6 protein-coding genes are annotated in these 19,930 nt (G+C 72.3%); 4 read left to right on the plus strand and 2 right to left on the minus strand.

The window, feature by feature from the left end; all coding sequences use genetic code 11:
- Positions 1–64 precede the first annotated feature (64 nt).
- Positions 65–2,755 (minus strand): right-handed parallel beta-helix repeat-containing protein, encoded by a 2,691-nt coding sequence (locus PUR53_RS16650; protein WP_329908723.1) that lies wholly within the window; start codon positions 2,753–2,755, stop codon positions 65–67.
- A complete protein-coding gene (locus tag PUR53_RS16655; RefSeq protein WP_329908725.1) occupies positions 2,752–14,805 on the minus strand; it encodes an actin cross-linking domain-containing toxin in 12,054 nt (4,017 codons plus the stop codon). Before PUR53_RS16655 ends, PUR53_RS16650 begins: the two co-directional genes overlap by 4 nt.
- 250 nt (positions 14,806–15,055) lie before the next feature.
- Here PUR53_RS16655 and PUR53_RS16660 point away from each other — a divergent pair, with 250 nt between their 5' ends.
- From PUR53_RS16660 to PUR53_RS16675, 4 genes are all read left to right on the plus strand, one after another.
- Positions 15,056–17,299, plus strand: coding sequence for a hypothetical protein (locus PUR53_RS16660; RefSeq protein WP_329908726.1), 2,244 nt, complete (start codon positions 15,056–15,058; stop codon positions 17,297–17,299).
- Between the two features lie 89 nt (positions 17,300–17,388).
- Entirely contained in the window at positions 17,389–17,688 is a 300-nt protein-coding gene (locus tag PUR53_RS16665) for a hypothetical protein (protein ID WP_086748184.1), read from the plus strand.
- A 402-nt stretch (positions 17,689–18,090) separates the two neighbouring features.
- On the plus strand, positions 18,091–18,642 hold the full coding sequence (locus PUR53_RS16670) for a sigma-70 family RNA polymerase sigma factor (protein ID WP_329900181.1): 552 nt from the start codon (positions 18,091–18,093) through the stop codon (positions 18,640–18,642).
- Entirely contained in the window at positions 18,639–19,922 is a 1,284-nt protein-coding gene (locus PUR53_RS16675; RefSeq protein ID WP_329900182.1) for a hypothetical protein, read from the plus strand. Before PUR53_RS16670 ends, PUR53_RS16675 begins: the two co-directional genes overlap by 4 nt.
- Positions 19,923–19,930 lie beyond the last annotated feature (8 nt).

A 19,930-nucleotide genomic window follows, 5' to 3' on the forward strand; every position in this document is an offset into this window, starting at 1 on the left:
TTGGTGGTGGGTCCGTGCGGGTGGGCGCGGGGGCGAGTGGTGGAACGGGTACGGGGCGCTCGGCTCAGAGGCTCTGGGGGATGTCCTCCGGTCTGAGGGTCATCACGTCCGCCTCCGAGGCCTCCGGCAGTTCGGCGACCCGGTACGCCTGGCGTTCCGTCATGGCCTGGAACAGCTGGCGGGCCGTACGGCCGTTGCCGAAGCCCCGGTCGCGGGGCATGGCGTCGAAGCGTGCGGTGAGCTCCGTGACGGCGTCCGGGGTCAGCTCGTACTGGTGCTGTGCGGCCTGGTGTTCGACGATGCTGACCAGTTCGGCGCCGCTGTAGTCGTCGAAGAGCAGGGTGCGGTTGAAGCGGGAGGCCAGGCCGGGGTTGGAGCGGACGAAGACCTCCATCTCCTTGAGGTATCCGGCGACGATGACCACCACGTCGTCGCGGTGGTCCTCCATCAGCTTCAGCAGGGTGGCGATGGCCTCCTGGCCGAAGTCGTTGGTCCCGGCGTACTGGGTGAGGGAGTACGCCTCGTCGATGAACAGCACACCGCCCCGGGCCTGTTGGAAGACCCGGGTGGTTTTCGGTCCGGTGTGGCCGACGTACTCGCCGACCAGGGCGGAGCGGTCGGCCTCGACCAGATGGCCCCGCTCCAGCAGGCCGACGGCGGCGAGGATCCGGCCGTAGAGACGGGCAATGGTGGTCTTGCCGGTGCCCGGGTTGCCGGTGAAGACGAGGTGGCGGCTGAGCGGGGGCGGGACCAGGCCCATCTCCTCCCGGCGGCGGACCATCTGCATCAGCTTGACCAGGGACGAGACATCGTTCTTGACCCGCTCCAGACCCGCGAGACCCTGGAGCTCGGCCAGCAGGTCGTCCAGGGTGTCCTCGTCGGGTGCCTCGGTCTCCCGCGCGGTGGTCCCGGCGCCCGCCGGCTCCGGGCCCCCGGCCGCCGACAGGGCCTGCTCGGCGCCGGTCGGCAGGGACGGGTTCTTCACGTCCCGCGAGACGCAGTCGTCGAACACCGGGCGGGCGCCCTTCTCCAGCGCCACGTCCTCCTCGCTGTCGCGGACCAGACAGCCGCGCAGTACGGGCGCCCCGCCCGTCGAGACGTGCAGGGCGGGGAAGGCGGCGCCGTCGGTGCCCGCGCCGCTGAAGACGCAGTCCTCGAAGGTGCCGCGGGCCTTCTCGCCGACGAACAGGCTGTTCTTGCCGGTCCGGGCCACCGTCACGGCCCGGATCCGGGGTTCGGCGCGGGGGCCCACGACGACGCCGGAGCCTGCCGCGTCCCGGACCGTGCAGCCCTCGACGCTCGGCGTGGCGCGCTCGCCGATCACCAGGCCCGCCGTGCCGGTCCCGCTGATCCGGCAGTCCCGCAGCACCGGCGCGGTCTCCGTGCCGCAGGAGATCCCGGACCGTTCGGCGCCCATGACATCGCACTCCTCCAGGACCATGGTCCCGGACGACTCCATGGTGATCCCGGCCCGGCCGCGCACCACGGACAGCCCGCGCATCCGCGCCTCGGCGGCCCCGTCGATCCGCACCCCGGACAGCCCGCAGTCCGAGATCCGGCCGCCCTCCACGGTCAGCCCGGCCCGATCGGTGGCCCGGATGCCGTGTTCGGCGGAGGAGCCGATCCGGCAGGCGGTGAGCGTCACCCGGGAGTCGTCGCAGGCGTGCACCGCGCTGAACGAGCACGCCGTCAGGTCGCCGGTGTCCACCCGCACCTCGGCGCGGCCGCCCGCCAGCAGCCCGTTCGCCCTGCTGCCCGTCACCGAGGTGCCCTCGGCCGACAGCCGGGCCGTGCCCCGGGCCACCAGACCCGAGCCGTGCGCCCCGTCCACCTGGCAGTCCACCAGCTCGGCGCGGCCCTCGTCCTCCACGCTCACCCCGGGCCCCGAACCGTCCCGCAGCCGGCAGCCGAGCATCAGCACATCGCCGCCGCCGGAGACGGCGACCCCGTCCCCGCCGGTGCGCAGCACCTCGCAGCGGACGAGCACCACCCCGCCCTCGCCGAACTCCGCGCCCCCCGAGGGCGGTGCGGGCCGCGCCGAACTGCCCAGTACCCGCACCCCCTCGGCGGCCGTCTCCTCCACCCGGCAGTCCCGCGCGGTGACGGTGGCGTCGTCCTCCACCAGCAGCCCGCTGCGCCCGGGGCCGGAGATCCGGCACTCCCGCAGGGCCGCGCGGGCGCCGCCCCGGACCCGGACACCGGACCCGGTGACCCGCCGTACCGTCAGCTCGTCGGCCTCGGCGGTGGCCCGGGAGCCGACGACGACACCGGTTCCCTCGACGTCCTCGACCACGACCCGGGTCAGCCGCGCCGATCCGGTGGTGTTGAGGTGCACGGCCGCCAGCTCGGCCCCCGCGACACGGCAGTCCGTCAGGGCGAGCGACGCGTCACCGCCCGCCTCGACCCGGCCGCCGGACACGTCACAGCCGTCCAGCTCCAGATGCCCGGCGTCCACCAGCACGGCGGGCAGCCCCGGGTCCTGGCCGACCAGGACGAGATCCTCGACGTACACGTCCCGCGCGGCGACCTCCAGCACCGGGCGGCCGGGGGAGGCCGCCAGCAGGCGTACGGCGTGCCGCGTGCCCTCCTCCGGCAGCAGGCGCACCGCACGGTCGATCACCAGGTGTTCGACGTACTCGCCGGGGGCGACATGGATCTCGTCGCCGTCGCGGGCGGCGCGCAGGGCGGAGGCGATGCTGCGATGGGCGCCGCGTCCCTTGGGGGCGACCCGGTGCACGATGGCGGTGGGGGTCACAGGAGCTCCGTTCCGTCGGGCAGGGCGGCCGGGTCGATGGTGAGCGGCGGCTGCGGGGGTGTGGGTGGCGGTATCGGCGCGGTGAGCGCGGCAGGGGTGGTTGCCGGGGATGTGGTGCTCGCCGGGGGCGGGAAGGCGCGCGAGGGCTGGATGTCGGCGGCCCTGTTGTTGAGCCCGTAGTTGAGGGTGCCCGCGCCCAGCGCCTCGGCGATCTGCCAGATCAGCTCGCCGGGGCCGCCGCGGTGGAAGACGCGGGAGCCCGCGGCGGCGTGCCAGCTGTAGCGCAGCAGACCGCTGGTGACGCCCGCGAAGGCACTGCCCGCCGCGCCCCACGCCCCCGCTTCGAGCGCGTCGAGGCCGGTGCGCTTCTGGCCGTCGACCCCGAACACGGCCGCGTTGACGGTGCTGTTGACGAAACCGGTGAGGACGCCGACGCCCAGGTTGTTGAAGAAGTCGTAGGAGCCGGAGCGCCAGCGGGTGGGGTTCTCGAACACGGTCCACTCGCCGTCCCAGTCGTCGTTGGAGGCGAGCGGGTGGCGGTGCCAGTCCTGGCCCTGGTCGAGGTTGGTCAGGCCGTACTTGAGGTAGCCGAGGCGGGTGGTGTCGTAGGCGACGTTGACGCCGACGCGGATGCCGCCGCCGATCGCGCCGTTGAGCGCCGCCCGCTGCAGGGCCGTGGTCAGGTCGAACTTCTTGTTGTCGAGGTCGGCGACGATCGCGGACACGGCGAAGCTGGTGCCGAACTCGATGAGATAGCCCATGGTGAAGTCGGTGACCGCCTTGCGGAGCTGGTGCCGCCACATCGGCATGGCGGCCGAGGAGCCGTCCTCGACACCGGTCCAGATCTCGTGGAACACATCGCGGAACTCACGGTTGTAGCCGCGCAGTTCGGTGGTGTAACCACGGAAGTCGACCTCGCGTCCGACCAGCCGCCAGCTGCGGTGCCCGTCGAGGCCCACCTCGCCGCCGACCCTGGGGAGGCTGCTGATCTCGGGCAGCTTGGCGATGTCGAAGTTCGACCAGCGGCCGAACGCGTCGGTGACCCAGACCCGCCCGGTGATGGTGCGCTGGGCCACCAGCCGGCCGTCCTGGTACTCGCGCCACTGGTTCCACAGCGACTCCGACTCCCGGAAGCGGCCCTCGAACCCCTCCACCGGATCCCGACGGCGGAGCACCTTGCCCATGTCGAACTCCTGCCAGACCTCCCGGTTCACGGTGGCCGACACATCCGGCTCGAAGTGCCGCGCGGAGCGCGCGAGGAGGTCGGACAGGGAGATCCGGCCGGACTCCACGGGCGGCGGGGCGACCCGCTCGTTCACCGTGTACGCGTACTCGCGGACCCGGCCGCCGTCCCGGAACCGTACGGCGTCGGTGCCGATGTGGTCGGTCCAGCGGCCCTTGGCGAGGTCCTGGTAGGTGCGGATGCCTTGGGACTCGACCGTCCCGTCCGCGTTGATCTTCCGCCAGGTCCAGGTGCCGCCGGACTCGCGGGTGGCGTCCACCCAGACGGAGCCGTTGTCGGTGGCGTTGCGCTCACGGATCGCGTCGCCCCGACGGCCGTCGGGCAGCCGCTCGAAGTCGATGAACGAGTCGTCCCAGGTGTTGGTGTGCACCAGGGAGCCGCGGTTCTGGATGCGGACGCCTTCCGTGACCTGCCCGTCAGGGCCGGTGGCCGTCCAGGTCCAGTGGTCCTTGCGGGGGTCGCCGTGCGCCTCGACGAACAGATCGCCCCAATGGTCGCGGCGGCCCGTGATCTGCAGCTGGGTGTTCTTGTCCACCCACACGCCGGACACGTCGTCGGCACCGATGCCGCGCGCCGGGTTCTCGGCGAGGTACTCGCGCACCCCGGTGCCCTGGGTACGCAGGGACAGCAGTTCGTCGCCCGCCGCGTTCTTGAAGACGTCCACGAAGCCGCCGTCGGCGGAGACGTACCGGGTGCCGGACCTGCCGCTCTTGGTGTCCAGCCAGGGCAGCTCGTACGCGTCCGCCGAGCCGTTCCACTTCGGGGCCGGGGCCCACTGCTTGGGGTCGGCGGCGCTGCGGCCCACCTCGACGACGTTGCCGTTCTCCAGGGTGCGGGTCTCGCGGACGACCCGGCCGAACTGGTCGATGTCCTGCCAGCCGCGGCCGGCGTGCGCGACCAGCCGGACCCCCCGCAGCTTGGCGCCGTCGGCGGCGGTCTCCGTCCACGTGGACACCTGGAACATGGAGTCGCCGGTGACGAAGTTGCGGAAGAACCCGTCGAACCGGCCGTGGCCCGCGCGCGGGTACCAGACGGCCGCCGGGAGGCGCTGGTCGGAGATCCGGGCGACGTGCAGGGTGCCGCCGTCCGCCAACTGCGCCATTTCCTCGGTGAGTTCGTCGATGAAGTCGATCGGCTTGTTGTTGGGGCCGACGGCGGTGTGCAGCACCGGGTTGGTGCGCATCCCGCCGGGCGCGGGCCCGGACAGCAGCGGGTGTTCCAGGTACTGGCGGGAGCCGTGGTAGCCGTTCAACGGCCAGACGTCGCCCCGCCGCTGGGCCACGGCCCGCTCTCCGGTGGCCGGGTCGAGATAGGTGTCCTTGTAGCCGATCCGGGTCCAGGACCAGTCGCGGGTGCCGTGCAGCACCTCGGTGCCGTCCTTGTCGAACCGCGTCCAGGCCCAGCTGCCCTCGGTGTTCTTCTCCGCCCGGATCAGACCGCCGTCCAGGGCCTTGGTGTAGGTGCGCACATCGAGGACGTCCACCGGGGCCCAGCGGTAGGGGAGCGTGTCGTGGTACGTGCGGCGGTCACCGTCGAAGATCCGCTCCCCGGCCCGCAGCCGGTTGCCGGCCTCGTCGAACTCCGTCCAGCGGGCCCGCCCGAACCGGTCCAGGTCGAGATGGAGGACATGTCCGTTGCCGAGCACCTCGCGCTCGAACAGCGTCACCTTGCCCTCGCCGATCAGCTTGTACTGGCCGGTGGCGGACTTCTCCAGCTTGGCGGTGTCGAACCGACCGGTGAGCGGGGTCCCCGTGTCGTCGAGCCGTACGGCCGTGCCGCCCGCGTGGTCGATCTTCCACAACTGCCCGTTCACCTTGCCGCCCTTGACCCGGACGGCGACGGTCTCCTCCACCAGCTTGCCCGCCGGGTCGAACACCGCCCGCTCCAGCGGCAGGGCGCCCTTCGCGGTGGGGATGACGGCGACCCCGCCGTTGTCGAGCGCCTCCGCGCGGAAGCCGGGGCGGGGGTGGCCCGTCGTGTCCAGGACCTGGGGTGCGCCGCCGGCCTCGAAGCGCAGGACACCCCGATCGCCGGGCAGGTCGACGTCGCGGAAGGCGTGCACGCCCTCGGGGCCGTAGTGCCAGCGGGTGGTGCCGGTCGCGTCGGTGAGGACGACACCGCCGCGCAGTTCGGTGCTCGGGGAGACGGTGAAGAGGTCGTCGGCGGGGCGGGTGCCGATGAAGTCGGCCGTCGCCGGGGTCCAGGGCCCGCCGTCCACCGAGCGGCCGGTGATCCCCAGCTTCAGCCCGTCGAGGTCGGCCGGGCCGCCGCGCAGGAAGACCTCCTGGTGGACCAGCGAGCGGTTCGCGTCGAAGCCCAGGGTCAGGTCGGACGGGTGGTGGTGCACGGTGTAGCGGCTGCCGCCGGGGCCGCCGTGCGGGGTCGGCGTGACCGTGAAGTCGCCGAGGACGCGGCCTGCCGGCGTCGTGGCCCGCAGGTCTTCGAGGCGGGTCGCGAGCGGCAGGTCCAGATACTCGGCGAGGGCGCCGAGGGCCCCTCGCCGCAGACCCAGCCGGGCCTGTTCGGTCAGCTGGCGCAGCTGGTCGGTCAGCAGGTCCGGGCGCAGCCCGAGCCGGTCGAGCGAGGCCGCCGCGTCGTCCGCCAGCCGCTGTACGCCCGGCAGGTCCAGCGCCTGGAACGCGTGCCCGTCGGGGGCGGTGTGCAGGAAGTCCATGGCGCCGGCGATGCCGGACAGGTCGACCGGATCGCCCTCCGGGACCGTACGCAGGCCGGAGGCCTCGTCGAGCGTGCGCTCGAAGATGCGGGCGAGGTCGCCGACGTCACCGAGTTCGCCGAGTTCGTCGAGCCGTACGGGCGGGGTGTCCGGCCCGGCCCCCTCGGTGAAGCGGAGGAAGCCGGAGCCCTCCGGGTCGGGCAGGTCGCGGAAGGCGAGCCCGCCGGTGTTGTCGAAGTGGAAGCGTGAGCCGGTGACCGTGTCGGTGAGGGTGAAACCGCCGGGCAGCCGTGCGGACAGCATGGCGTCGAGTTCGGTGAACCGGATCGAACCGGTGGCGCCGGTCACATCGACCCAGAGCCGCTTGGTGCCGTCGCCCAAGGGGGTGTGGGTCACCTGGAGTCGCAGGCTCTGCGGCAACCCGTCGTACGGGAGCGCGGCCTGCCGTCCGAGGAAGGCGCCGTCCGGCGCGAACTCGAAGCGGGTGCCGCCCGTCGGATCGACCACCGCGAACCGGCCGCTGTCGTCCAGCAGTTCGACCGTGAAGTCCGACGCGCGCACCGGTCCGGTCCCGCCGGGGGTGCGGTCGGTGAGTTCGAGCCGGTACGTGCCCTGGGGCGCCTCGTCGGTCGCCGGGAGGCGCGACACCCGTAGGTCGAAGTCCGCCAGGTCGTCCACGCCGGACAGCGGGACGAGGAACGGCTCGTCGGTGCCGGACGGGTCGTCGTCCATCCGCCGGACGCCGTCCAGGCGTGCCTGGAGGTTCGCCCATTCCGTGTCCGACAGGTCGCTGACCTCCGAGAGGGCGTCGGTGCGGGGGGAGTCGACGTCCGACGTGTCGAGGCGTGAGGGGTCGACGCGTGGTGAGTCGGGGCCCAGGACGCGGTTGAGTTCGTCGAGGGAGAGGGGCCTTACGTCCTGGGACAGGTCGTTCCAGAGGTCGTCGACGAGCGCTTGTTCCTGCGGGCTCAGGTCGTCGCCGATGCCTCGGGGGTTTCCGAACTCGTCGAGCCGTACGGGCGGGGTGTCCGGCCCGGCCCCCTCCGCGATGCGGAGGAAGCCGGAGCTGTCGTGGGCGGGCAGGTCGCGCAGTGCGAGGCGGCCGTCGGCGTCGAAGTGGAAGCGGGCACCCGTGCTCGTGTCGGTGACCGTGAAGCCTTGCGGCAGTCGTCCGGAGAGCCTTCCGCCCACGGGGTCGAGCCGGAACGAAGCGGTGAGGTCCGGCGGACCGGTCAGCTCCAACACCCTGGTCGTGGTGCCGCCCGCGCCGGGGGAGGTCGTCGTCCTGACCCCCAGACCGGACGGACCGTCCAGGCCCGGCAGCGTGAGCGGCAGCTCCCGCGACTGTGTCAGGCCACCGGGTTCGAAGCGCCACACGGCGGTGGGGCCGTCGGGGCCCGGCATGGGCACGCGCACGATCAGCTCGCTCGGCGTGCCGGAGGCGTCCCGTACCGGCCTGACCGTGGCGCCGGGGACAGGGACTCCGTCCGGGCCGGTCACCTGGATCGGGCGGAGCGCGTCGTCGGTGAAGCGCAGCGAGAAGTCGGTGCCGGTCAGCGGCAGTTCCCGGTGCTCCAGGCGCCCCGCGGCGTCGAACTGCCAGCGCACGCCGCCCTGCGGGCCGGTGGCGGTGAAGCCACCGCCCTCCCGCACGGTGACCGAGGCATCCGGCAGCCGCGCCGGCCCGCCCCGGGCGGTGGCGTCCAGCACCTCGACGCGCACGGACGCCGGGGCGGCGTCGGTCGCCGGGACCTCCGTGACGCGCAGCCGCAGCCCGGCCACGTCGTCCAGCCCGGACAGCGGAACCTCGCGCACCGAGGGCACGAGTGGGGGAGGGGAGTCGAGCGACTGCCCTCTCAGGGGGGAGGCGCTCAGCTCGGGGGCGGGTGTGGGGCGGAGCGTGATGTCCTGCGCGGGGTCGCTCCGGAGGAGGGCGACGTCCGGTCCCTCGGTGATGCGCGGCAGGTCGAGCTCCGGGGCCTGGGTGATCCGGGGCAGGTCGATGTCCGGTGTCCCTGTGATCCGGGACAGGTCGACCCCCGCGAGCTGAGCGGGCCGCGGCACGTCGGCCGCGGGAATGTGCGGCTCGTCGAGGTTGGTCAGCGGCCGGTTCAACTCGCCCGGCAGCGGCCCCCCGCCCGGTAGCGGCCCCCCGCCGGGACGCGGGGGCGCCGGCGGGGCGGAGGGCACTGCGGTGACCGGTGGCCGGACGGGGGCCACGGGCCTGGTGGTGATGTCCTGCCAGGTCTGCGGGTGCCGCAGGTTGATCCACTCGGCCTTGTGACTGGCCGCCGCCATCCTCAGGATGGCATCGGTGCTCTTGTTCTGATGGATGCGCCCGGCGTCCGGATCCCTGGGGAACTCCGCGCGGTACCAGTCCGCGAAGGCGTCCCGGTTCTCCGGCCCGGAGACGAAGTCGTTGATCCTCCGCACGCCGGCCGCCCGGTTCCCGCCCAGCTCCGCCAATGGGTCGGTCACCACCGCGACAGGCGCCTTCTCGTGGGGTACGGCGCCCTTCAGCTCGTCCGGGAGGGAGCGGAACTCGAACAGCAGGGCTCGTTCGCCCCCGACCGTGGCGTTGTTGATGCCGCGTCCGGCCACCTCGTTGCCGTTCAGGATGTACTGCCGCGCGGCCTTCCACACGGGCTCGTCACCGAGGGCCGGGGCCTCGCGCAGGAGTCTCAGCGTCACGGCGCGGTCACCGGGTGACAGGGAGTCGAGGACGAGGCTCGGCCTGGTCCTGGGCAGTACGGACCACTCGTTCTTCACCGCCGGGTGGGTCAGGCCGAGGTAGGGCGGGGCGCCGGCCCAGTCCTCCATGGGGGTGCCGTGCCTGCGGACCAGGTCGGAGGTGAAGTCGATGACGGACTTCAGATAGGTGTACGCGTTCTCGACCTGTTCGGGCGCGTCGAGCGTCTCCCGGGTCAGCGCCGTCCGCAGGGCGTCGTCGTCGCGGAAGGCGGGCTTGTACCAGTGGGCGTGGTCGGCCAGCAGCCTTAGCTCGGGCGTGGCACGGGAGCCGAAGTCCACGGCTCTGATGCCGATCGTGGCCTGCTGCTGGGTCGTCGGCATGGAGACGGAGGGAAGGCCTTCGAGTTCCAGGCCCGTCCCCGCCGCGATGACGTGGCGGTCGCTCGTCACCTGCAGCCGGTAGAGCCCGTCGGGGCTGACCATCGACTCCAGCGGCCGGTGATTGTGGATGCCGAGCCGCTCCTTGAAGACGTCGAGCAGCCATTGGGTCGCGCCGTTGCGGGCGCCGATCGCCCCCTGGTCGCCCAGGCGGGAGGGGTAGGTGATCAGCTCCACGGTGTGCGTCTGCCAGTTGCCCTGCTGGGCCATCGTGAGGTCCGCGGGGTTGGCGTACGCGCCCTTGCTCATGTCCTTGGTGACCATGAGCAGGGGTTCGTCGGTGTCGACCTTCGACACGAAGGCGAAGGTCCGGTCCGCGCTCCCCGGGAGGGCGACGACGAACCCGCCGAGTTCGCTCTCGGTGCCGATGGAGGGGCCGGGGAAGGACGTGTCGAATCCCGGTGCCACGGCTCGCGGTCCCCGGGCGGACACCGGCGCCCCGGGCAGATGCGCCGGGGGAGCGGCGGTGGGAACCGGTGGCGGAGCGACCAGGGGCGGGGCAGGTGGTGGCGGAGTGACGTGGGGTGGGGCGGGCGGAGGCGGAGCGACGTGGGGCGTGGTCGGAACAGCCAGGTCCTCCAGGGACACGCGCTCGCCGGCCGGGAGCGGTCCCGCGACCTCGCTCGCCGTGTCGTCCAGGACTCCGGCCCCGGGGAGGGACGCCGGAAGCAGCCGTTCGGGCGGATTGCCGCCGAGCCCGCCCAGCCCGTCGAGGCCGCCCAGTCCGTCGAGCCTGCCCAGTCCGTCGAGCCTGCCTAGCCCGTTGAGATCGTCGAGGGCCGTCACCGGCCGCGCCGCCGTGTCCGGCACCGTCGCCCCGAACGTGTCCAGCCCGGTCGTCGGCGCCCCGTCCGCGGGAAGATCCACCAACCGGCCGCCCCGGTCGAACACGAACCGCGTCCCGGTCGCCGTGTCGGTCACCGAGAAGCCGCCCGGCAGCCGCCCCGCCAGAGCCCCGTCGAGCCGTACGACGTCGAAGGCGCCGTCACCCAGCCCCAGCCCCGGCACCGTCAGCCGGTACGTCGCCGGCTGGGTGCCGCCCGGCAGCCGGGTGAACGTCGTGGTCAGCCGGGACCCGGTCAGCGGGCCACCGGTGGGGCCGGACAGGGTCAGCTGCTCCGACAGCCGCGTACCGTCGAGGTCGAAGCGGCTGACCCAGGAGCCGTCGAGCGACCGCACCCGCACCCCGGTCACCACGCCGAGCGCGCCCCTGACCGGTTCGACGGTCGCACCGCTGCGAAACGGCACCCCGTCCTGGCCGATGATCCGGGGCAGCGACGCCGCCCCGGCGTCGGCGTCGAAGCGTACGAAGCCCGCGTCTCCCGGAAGCCGGATGTCGGTGAACTGCCGGACCTCCCGGGCGTCGAACACCAGCCGGAGGTCACCGGTCTGGTCGGTGAGCCGGAACCCGCCGTTCTCCAGGGGGGTCCGCTGCCACTCCGCACGGAAGCCGGTCACGCCCGTGAGGTCGGCCGGGTCCACCACGACGGTGTCCGTTCGAGGAGTGGGAGCGTCGAAGCGGTCGAACCGGAAGTCGTCGGAGAGATAGCCGAGTTCGTCCAGCTGGCTGCCCACGTCGTTCAGGGAGTCGGCCCGGCTGAGCGAGTCCGGGCCGTTCGGTGAAGTGAGGCCGGTGGGTGAATCGAGGCCGGTGGGTGAATTGAGGCCGTTCGGCGAACCGAGGCCGTTCGGCGAACCGAGGCCGTTCGGCGAGCCGAGGTTGTCGAACGTCCCCGCCCCGCCCAGGTCGAGCTGGTCCAGCAGCCGCAGCTGGTCGTCGAGGGACAGCCCCTGGAAGTCGAGCGCGCTGAGGCCCGGCGTGGCTCCGCCGGTGAGACCCGAGGTGCCCTCGCCGGGCACCCGCAGATCCGGCGCCAGCGCCGGCAGGGGGTCGCTGCCCCGGAAGTTGGGGTTGGGGATCCACTCCAGCAGGTTCTGCTGGGCGTCCATCCGGTACGCGCCCCGGATGAAGTCGGAGGCGATACCGCCGGGGAAGGCGATCTCGTTCTCCGACGCCCAGCCCGAGGCCCGCCAGGCGTCGGGGCCCATGGAGCGCTCGAAGGTCCGCCCGACGTCGATACCGCCGGACGCCTCGATCTCGAACTTGTAGATCCCGTCCCAGACGAGGTTCCGGTCGGTCGTGGTGCTGACGAACGCGGACGGTTGGCCGGTCCTGACCATGACGTCGAGGTTGGTCTCCAGCGGATCGCGGACGGTGAATCCCTCACGGAAGATCTGGTCGAGGGGCCGCCTGCCGCCGATGCGCCACAGCGTCTCGTCGGTCGCACGCCAGACCGGGGCCGGGGCGATGGCCTGGATGTCGACGGACCGGTCGGCGGCGAAGGCCAGCCGGTCCGGCCGTCCGTCGGCGCCGAACCGGGTGACGCCCTCGGGTCCGGTGACCGTGAAGGTCCCGTCGACCATCCGCACCTCGACGCCGGGGACGATCCCGGCGTCCGTCCTGAGCACCCACGTGACGTTCCGCCCGGGCTCCATGGTGATCCACCGACCGGTGGGCAGCCCGAGGTCGTCCAGCAGCCGCAGCTCACCCGTGGGCAGGACGGCGGCGAGGCCGTCGACCCGGGCCGTCATCACCACGACGTCCCGGCGGACCGTGTCCAGGTTCATCCCGAGTCGGTCGAACGTGATCCGCGCCTGGTTGAGGTCGAGTCGCGCCGCGCTCAGGTCCAGCTCGGCCCGCGCGCGGCTCAGTGGCGGCACGTCGGTCAGCCCGTCGAGTTCGCTGAGCCTGCGCCCAGCGGTGTCCAGCTGCAGTTGGGCGGACTGGGCGCGCAGCCAGGTCTGGAAGCGCTCCGTGGCGAGCCTGCCGGTGGCGCCGCCGGTGACGATGTCCCGCAGGGTCAGCGCGGTGAAGGGCTTGGTGGCCGGGGGCGCGGCGACGTCCGTGCGGACGGGGCCCAGGCCGAGCAGGTCGCGGGCGGTGCGGGAGCCGTCGCCGGTGTCGGGGAGCAGTCGGGTGAGGTCGTCGAGCCTGATGCCGAGGTCGTCGAGGCCCTCGGCGCCCTTCGTGGCGTTCCAGGTGGGGACGCGGGGGTCGGCCGGTCCGAGGGCCTCGATCGTCACCCCGTCCTTCAGACCCACCCGGACGTCGATCGGATCGGTCTTCCCGATGCGCAGGACCACCCCGTCGGGGGTGACCCGCACCAGGTCGATCTCGCCGTCCAGGACCTGCCGCACCTGGGACTCGGTCAGTCCGCCCAGCCTGCCGTCGAGGCTCAGGTCGGCCAGGTCGTCGAGGGGCCTGAGCAGACCGGTCGGGGTGCGCTCCACCCCGGTCAGGGCGTCGAGGTCCCGCAGTTCGTCGAGCGCGGTCGGCGGTGGCAGCAGATCGTCGCCGACGCGGCCGGTCATGGGGTCGAGGAGACGGAGACGCCCGTTCACGGGGGTGAGCAGGCCGAGGCGCTGCCCACCGGGGACCGTGCCGACGGGCAGGCCCACCGTGTCGAGGTTGTCGAGCGCGCCGAGCCGTACGCCCAGGTCGTCGAGGCGGCCCGGCATCCGGACGGGGCTCGGGCCCGGCAGCGAGCTGACCCCGGGGGTGCGGGGGGCGGTCACCGGGGTCACCGAGATGTCGGCCAGCTCGTCGAGGGTGTCGTCGAACTCGGGGGTGCCGGGAACGGCGAGTCTGTCGGAGCCGGTGCCGTCGAACGGGCGCAGGGTGCCGCCCCGGTCGAGGTTCCTGCCCGGCAGGTCCAGCAGGTCGCCGGTCAGGGAACCCGTCCTGGTGAGGAGGCCGGAGCCTTTCGGGGCGAAGTGCAGACCCCGGTTGATGAAACCCATCCGGGCCGCGCCCCGGTATCCGAAGCGTGCGATCTCGGAGTACCTCATCGGCAGCAGAGCCGTGGCCGTGAGCCGGCCGAGGCCCATGACCGTGAAGACGCCCAGCTTGGTCGCCATGTTGCCGGTGACGAACGCGGTCGACTGGTAGAAGTCGCGGCTCAGCGCGGACCAGCCCTGCCGGAACGTGCCGCGGGCGAAGCCGCCCATGAACCTGAGGGCCGACCCCAGCATCGCGGGCGTCTTCGACAGCACCCGGGGCAGCGCCATCAGCCCGCTGCCGGTCCGGCTCGCCAGCGTTCCGCCGAACCTGACCAGCCCCTGCCCCGCCAGCGACAGCAGGCGGCCGGGGGAGGACATCAGCGCCCTGCCGCCGCGGAACAGCAGCCGCCCGCTCGCGGAGAGGGCGCCGCCGAGGGCCTTCGCACCCGAGGAGCCCAGCCGGAACAGGCCGCCGAGGGTGGTCAGGCCCTTCGTCGACGGGAACAGGATGCCCAGGAACGCGAGTCCGAGGCTCAGGGCGTTGCCGTTGCCCGTGGCGTAGTCGACGAGGGCCTTGGCGAAGAGCACCGCGCCCAGGCCGAAGGCCACCAGACCCAGCGGGCCGCCGATGACGGCCGCGACGAGGGTGATGACCAGCGCGACGATCTCCAGCACCTTGAAGAACGTCGACACGAACCGCTTCCAGAAGCTCTTCTTCGGCTTCTTCACGGGCCGCGACACCAGCCGGGACGCCTCGTGCAGGGCGTCCTCCAGGATCTTCGCCTCGGCCTGGACGGCGTCCCGTTCCGCGTCGACCTCACCGCGGGCGCGCGTCATCTCCGGATCGTTGTCGGCCAGTGGCTGACCGCCGACCCGCTCCAGCGCGGCGACGGTGTCCGCGGCGTTCTCCGCCCGGTCCTGGGCGTCCCCGAGGGCACGGGCGTAGCGGGCGGTGGCGTCGGCGGCCATCTCGAACGAGCGGTTGATGTTCGCCATGTACGTCTTCAGCTCGTCCTTGACGTACGTCCGCAGCGCGTCCGCGGTGCGCCCCTCGAAGCCGCCGTCCTCGGCCTTCGTCAGCAGGGTGTCGAGGCCGCCGCTGACCCGCCCGGCCAGATCGCCGAGGTCGCGCAGCTCCTTGGTGACGGCCTCCAGGACACCCGGATTCCCGCTCACCGGATTGCCGGTGAAACCGACTCTGCTCCACTCGTCGGAGGTGGCCAACGAATCCTCCACGCGGTCCGGGACTTGGGGTACCGAAAGCAGACGTACGGGAGCGGCTTGAGAGTTCAAGAAAGTGGCGCACGCCACATTTCCGCCGGTCAGCGCGGTGCGTCCGAAAGTTTTTTGAACCATCCGGCCCCGGCTCCTCGTCTACAGGGCGGCTCGGCACCGAACTCCGGCGCGAGCCGCGGGACCGGCCCCCGCGCCCGATCGCCCGGCACACGACCGCTTCGAGGAAAGGACGGCGGACATGGTGCGCGTCTCCTACGACTACGACCTGATGACCGTCCTCGCGCGCCATCTGTGGCACCTCCGCGACGAGCTGGACGTCACCTCGCAGACGGACAAGACGTTCACCCCCGGGGACATCGGCCCCCGCAGGGAGACGGCCGAGGCCCTGGAGGACTTCTACGGGGCCTGGAAGAAGTCCTTCCAGGAGGGCTGGCAGGTCATGACCGACCTCGGCAACCTCCTCGACAGGGCGGGCAAGGCCTTCTACGACCAGGACGCCGCCCATGCCGCCGGCGCCGCCCAGCAGGTCACCTCCCAGGTCCGCGACGAGGCGACCCGGCAGAACGAGGTGCGCAAGCAGACGCTGGACGGCAAGCGGCGCGAGGCGTTGGCCCGACGTCTGGAGGCCGGCTACAAGACGCAACAGGCCCGCCTGAAGAAGGAACAGGACGCCCTCGTCGAGAAGCGGAGAAAACTCGACGAGCAGGTCGCGGCCCAGGAGAAGCGGCAGCAGGAGCTCAACAGGGAGCAGGAGGCACTCGCCGCGAAGCGGGAGCCCCTGCTGAAGCAGCAGGACGAACTCCAGGCCAGGCAGCAGCAGCTGTGGCAGGAGGAGAAGGAACTGCTCGCGCGGCGCGAGGAGAAGCTCCAGGCGAGGCGCGACGAACTGCAGAAGGACTACGAGGCCCTTCGTGCGGAGCAGGAACCCCTGATCAAGCGGCAGGAGGAGCTCCAGCGCAAGCAGCAGCAGCTCTGGGAGGACGAGAAGGCCCTCCGCGCCGAGCAGGACGCGGCGATGGAGAAGAAGGTCACCGCCCTCGAACAGGAGCAGAAGGCCTACGACGCCGAACAGGACGCCCTCCAGCAGAGGCAGGAAGCCCTCTGGAGCAAGCGGGAGGCCCTGCTGGCAAAGGACGGCGTCACCCAGGCCGATCTCGACGCCTGGCAGCGCGAGCAGGACGCCCTGGACAAGGAGCGGGACGCCCTGTGGGAGTCCGAGGGCAAGGGCCTGGAGGCGCGCTGGGACGCCCTGGAGCAGGAGCAGCGCGACCAGCAGAAGACGTTCGCCCCGCTGGACGAGCGGCAGAAGGAGATCGACGCCGAGCGCGACGCGCTGGCCGCCGACCAGAAGCCCCTCGCCGAGTGGCAGGACGCGCTGCAGGCCAAGCAGAAGGAGCTCTGGGCCCTGGAGAAGTCGACCCAGCAGGAGGTCGAGGACGCCATGAAGGGGAAGCGGGACGACCTCGACGCCGACCGCGCCGACCTCCAGTCACGACTCGACCCCCTGGACCAGGAGTCGAACGACCTCCAGAGGCGCCAGAAGGAGCTGTGGGACGACCAGGCGGACACCGAGGACGCGCAGACCGCGCTGACCGAGGAGGAGAAGCCCCTCCAGCAGCGGCAGCAGGACCTTCAGGACGGCTTCGGCGAGAAGCTCGACGAGATCCGCGACCGGGACTTCGACAAGGACGAGGACCTCGGCCAGCTCCGGGGCATGCGCGGCGAGCTGGACGATCTGCCGCCCGAGGCCTTCGTGCCCAAGGGCTACACGATGGAGGATGGGAACAGCACCACCACGGTGTCGTTCCAGCTCGACGAGAACGGTGAGATCAAGGTCGACAAGAACGGTGACCCCGTCGAGACGACCACCACCGTCACCAACAAGAACACGGGCCTGTCGTACTCGGAGACGTACCACCCGCTCTCCGGCGAGGGCGACTCCGTGACGACGATCCGCAGCTCCGACGGCACGGTCACCAAGGTCTACACGGATGTCGACGCCGACGGGTCCGCGACGCGTTATGTCACCGACGCGACCGGCCGCGACACCCAGCAGATCTGGAGCAAGTCGGCCGACGGCGACTGGGTGCTGCGGATGGACAAGGAGACCTACCTCGACTCCGAGGCCGGCAAGCAGGACGCCCAGCAGTTCCTGGACAGGCCTCCCGCCTACCTGACCGTGGAGAACCCGGTCGTCGACGCCGACGGCCGCCCGTCCGGGAACTCCTCCGCCCCGGGGGCGACGACCCAGGTGCAGGACGGTGTCACGCGGACCAACTACACGGAGCCGGACGGCTCCGTCCTGAAGGTCGTCACCAACGAGAACACGGGACAGCGCTTCGTGGCCGGAGAGAACAACGAGATCCAGGAGATCTGGCAGCGGCGCGAGGACGGGACCTGGTACCTGAGGGAATCCGTCACCCAGCACGAGCGCTACGGCGACGAACCTCCCCTGGGGACGCTCGGCGAGAACTGGCGCTGACCCCCCGTGGGCGCCGCGGCGCCCGCCCCGAAGCTCCCCGCGCGCTCTTCCCGCGCCGCCGGGTCCATCAACAGAGAACGAGGTGCACCATGCCGAAGAACGTCATCGACGACGAGGAAATCGAGAGCACTGCCAAGAAGCTCGACTCCGCCGTCAGCGACACGCTGGTCCCGCAGCTGTCCTCGCTGCAGGCCGACGTCGAGAACCTGCTCCAGGGCGGTCTCCTGCTGACGGCCACCAGCCCGAAGATGCAGACCTCCTACGCCAACTTCAACAAGTCGTTGACGGAGGCAGTGAACAACATCACGCAGTTCTCCAAGCAGTTCCGTGACATCTGCAACGCGGTGAACAACCTCGACTCGCAGATCGCGGGCGGCATCCCCAGCTGAGCCACCCCGAAGCGGGGTGCCGGCCCCTCAACTCCCCCTCCGGCGGCACCCTTTGGACAGGGGCGCGGGTCCTTCCCCCGGGACCGGCGCCCCTGTCTGTTTTGCACGCCTTGTTCGACGGCTCGAACCCCACGAGCGCTGGCTTCTCCGGATCATCTGCAAGGAAGGTTTCGTTCTCGTCAGTAACCTCAGGTTCTTCTCAGGAACTCTTGAAACATCCGCAAGCGCTCATAGACTCCCAGCGGAACCTCACCTTCCACCCATGAACCGTGAGGTCACCCGGGTATCCGTGCTCAGCCCCTTGCCCAGCCAACGCCGCCGCGGCGGCGCCCGACCGGACCGGCCCAGAGACCCACGCCGGCCCTGGGGGAATCCATGAGAACGCCCAGACCCAGTACCGCCATGTCCCAAAGCGCCCCGGACACCGGCGAGGCCACGCCCTCCTCCCACGACGGTTCCGTCCGCAAACTCTACGAAGAGCACCACGGCCCCCTGCTGCGCTATGTGTCGAGCCTCATCCGGGGGGACCGCCAGCGGGCCGAGGACTTCGTCCAGGAGACCCTGGTCCGCGCCTGGTTGAGCACCGCGAACCAGCCCCCGGGCTGGTCACCGTCCCGGGCCTGGCTGATGAGGGTGGCGCACAACCTGGTGATCGACTGGTCCCGCCGCGAGCGGGTGCACACCGACATCCAGCACGAACACACGCTGGACAGGCACCTCGAACCGGTGGACCCGATGAGCCAGGCCGTCCAGCGCCGCTTCATGGTCCACGCCCTCTCCCGGCTCTCGCACCCCCACCGCGAGGTCCTCTTCTACGTCTACGTCCTCGGCTGCACCGGCACCGACGCCGCGGACGCCCTGGGCATCCCCCCGGGCACCGTCAAGTCCCGCACCCACCACGCGATACGGGAACTGCGCCGCCGGCACCCCGAACACGCCCTGGCGGCGGCATGACCGGGCCCGTCGTGACCGGCGCCGACCCGGCCGCGCACAACATACTGATCGCGATCGGCAGGCCCGGCGACTCGGTGCTCACCGTCGTCATCGTCGCCGCGGTCGTGCTGATCCTGCTCGTCCTGCTGCTGCGCCACCTGATCCGCAAGCGGGGTGGCTGGCGCCGGTTCCGGCGGAGCGTCGGCCGGGAACTGACCCTCACCCGACGTGCCTTCGGCGAACCGCTGCGCGCCTACCGTCGCCACCGCCGAGGCGTCCGTGCCCTCGCCCGGCAGCTCTCCGACCCCCGGGGCGGACTCCTCGTACGACGGCTGTTCGACGTGGCGGCGACCGCCCTCGCCGACGTTCCCGGCGCCGTGGCGCACGCCGTGCGTCTCGAACCCGGCTGGGTCTGTGTGCAGATCGCAGCCCGCCGGCTGCCGGAACCGCCCGCGCCCTGGGAGGCCGCCGCCGAGCCCGGCCCGCAGGGCTGGGAGCTGCCGTTGGACGAGGCGGACGCGTTGCCGGCGGGCCGCACCCGCGCCGGTGCGGTCAGGCCGCTGCCGGTCGCCGTCGGCATGGCGGACGACGCCTGTGTCCACGTCGACCTGGCCGCAGGACCGCGGCTGATCACCGTCGAGGGCGACACCGCCGCCCGCGCCCTGCTGTTCCAGGCACTCGCCGCCCAGCTGGACCGGCCCGGCAGCGGGGCCTCGGTGGTTGTCGCGGACGGGGTCCATCCGCAGCACCGGGGGCGACGGCTCGACACGCTCCTGACAGAACTGGAGACGGCTCCCGCCCCGGGCGCCGCCGAGGACGCCGGAATTCAGGAGCCCGACGAGATCGGGGAGCCGGGGCGTGCCGCCACCACCGTGGTCGTCTGCGCCGCCCCCACCCCGGACCAGGCCCGAAGGCTCGGCGCCCTCGCCGCCTCCGGCGCCGTCGTCGGCCTGGTCGACGGCCGGGTCGCGGGCCACGCGTGGACCCTCCGGGTGGACGGCCGCGGCCGGGTGACCGCGCCGGAGCTGGACCTGGACGCCGACTCGGGCCCCCTGGGCCGCGCCGTCGTGGCCGCCGTACGCGCCGACCGGCGCCGCCTGCGCCGCGAGCCGCCGCCGGCCCGCCCGCGCCCGAGCCGCCCCGAGGAGCCCCGCCCCCACCTCCTGGACGAGATCACCCCCCTCCAGGAACGCCCGGCGGAACCCGCCCTCCCCACCACCACCGGCACCGACCTCCTCGCGGAACCGGCCACCGCCGGCGAACGCCCGACCGCGGCCTCCTCCACCACCAGGGACGACTGACCGACGGG

The sequence above is a fragment of the Streptomyces sp. SP18BB07 genome (assembly GCF_036322545.1).
GTDB lineage: Bacteria > Actinomycetota > Actinomycetes > Streptomycetales > Streptomycetaceae > Streptomyces > Streptomyces deccanensis.

Bases quoted from the DNA above. Each gene is read 5' to 3' on its own strand.
- PUR53_RS16670 (WP_329900181.1), top strand. From the start codon at position 18,091: ATGTCCCAAAGCGCCCCGGACACCGGCGAGGCCACGCCCTCCTCCCAC.
- PUR53_RS16675 (WP_329900182.1), top strand. From the start codon at position 18,639: ATGACCGGGCCCGTCGTGACCGGCGCCGACCCGGCCGCGCACAACATA.
- PUR53_RS16660 (WP_329908726.1), top strand. From the start codon at position 15,056: ATGGTGCGCGTCTCCTACGACTACGACCTGATGACCGTCCTCGCGCGC.
- PUR53_RS16665 (WP_086748184.1), top strand. From the start codon at position 17,389: ATGCCGAAGAACGTCATCGACGACGAGGAAATCGAGAGCACTGCCAAG.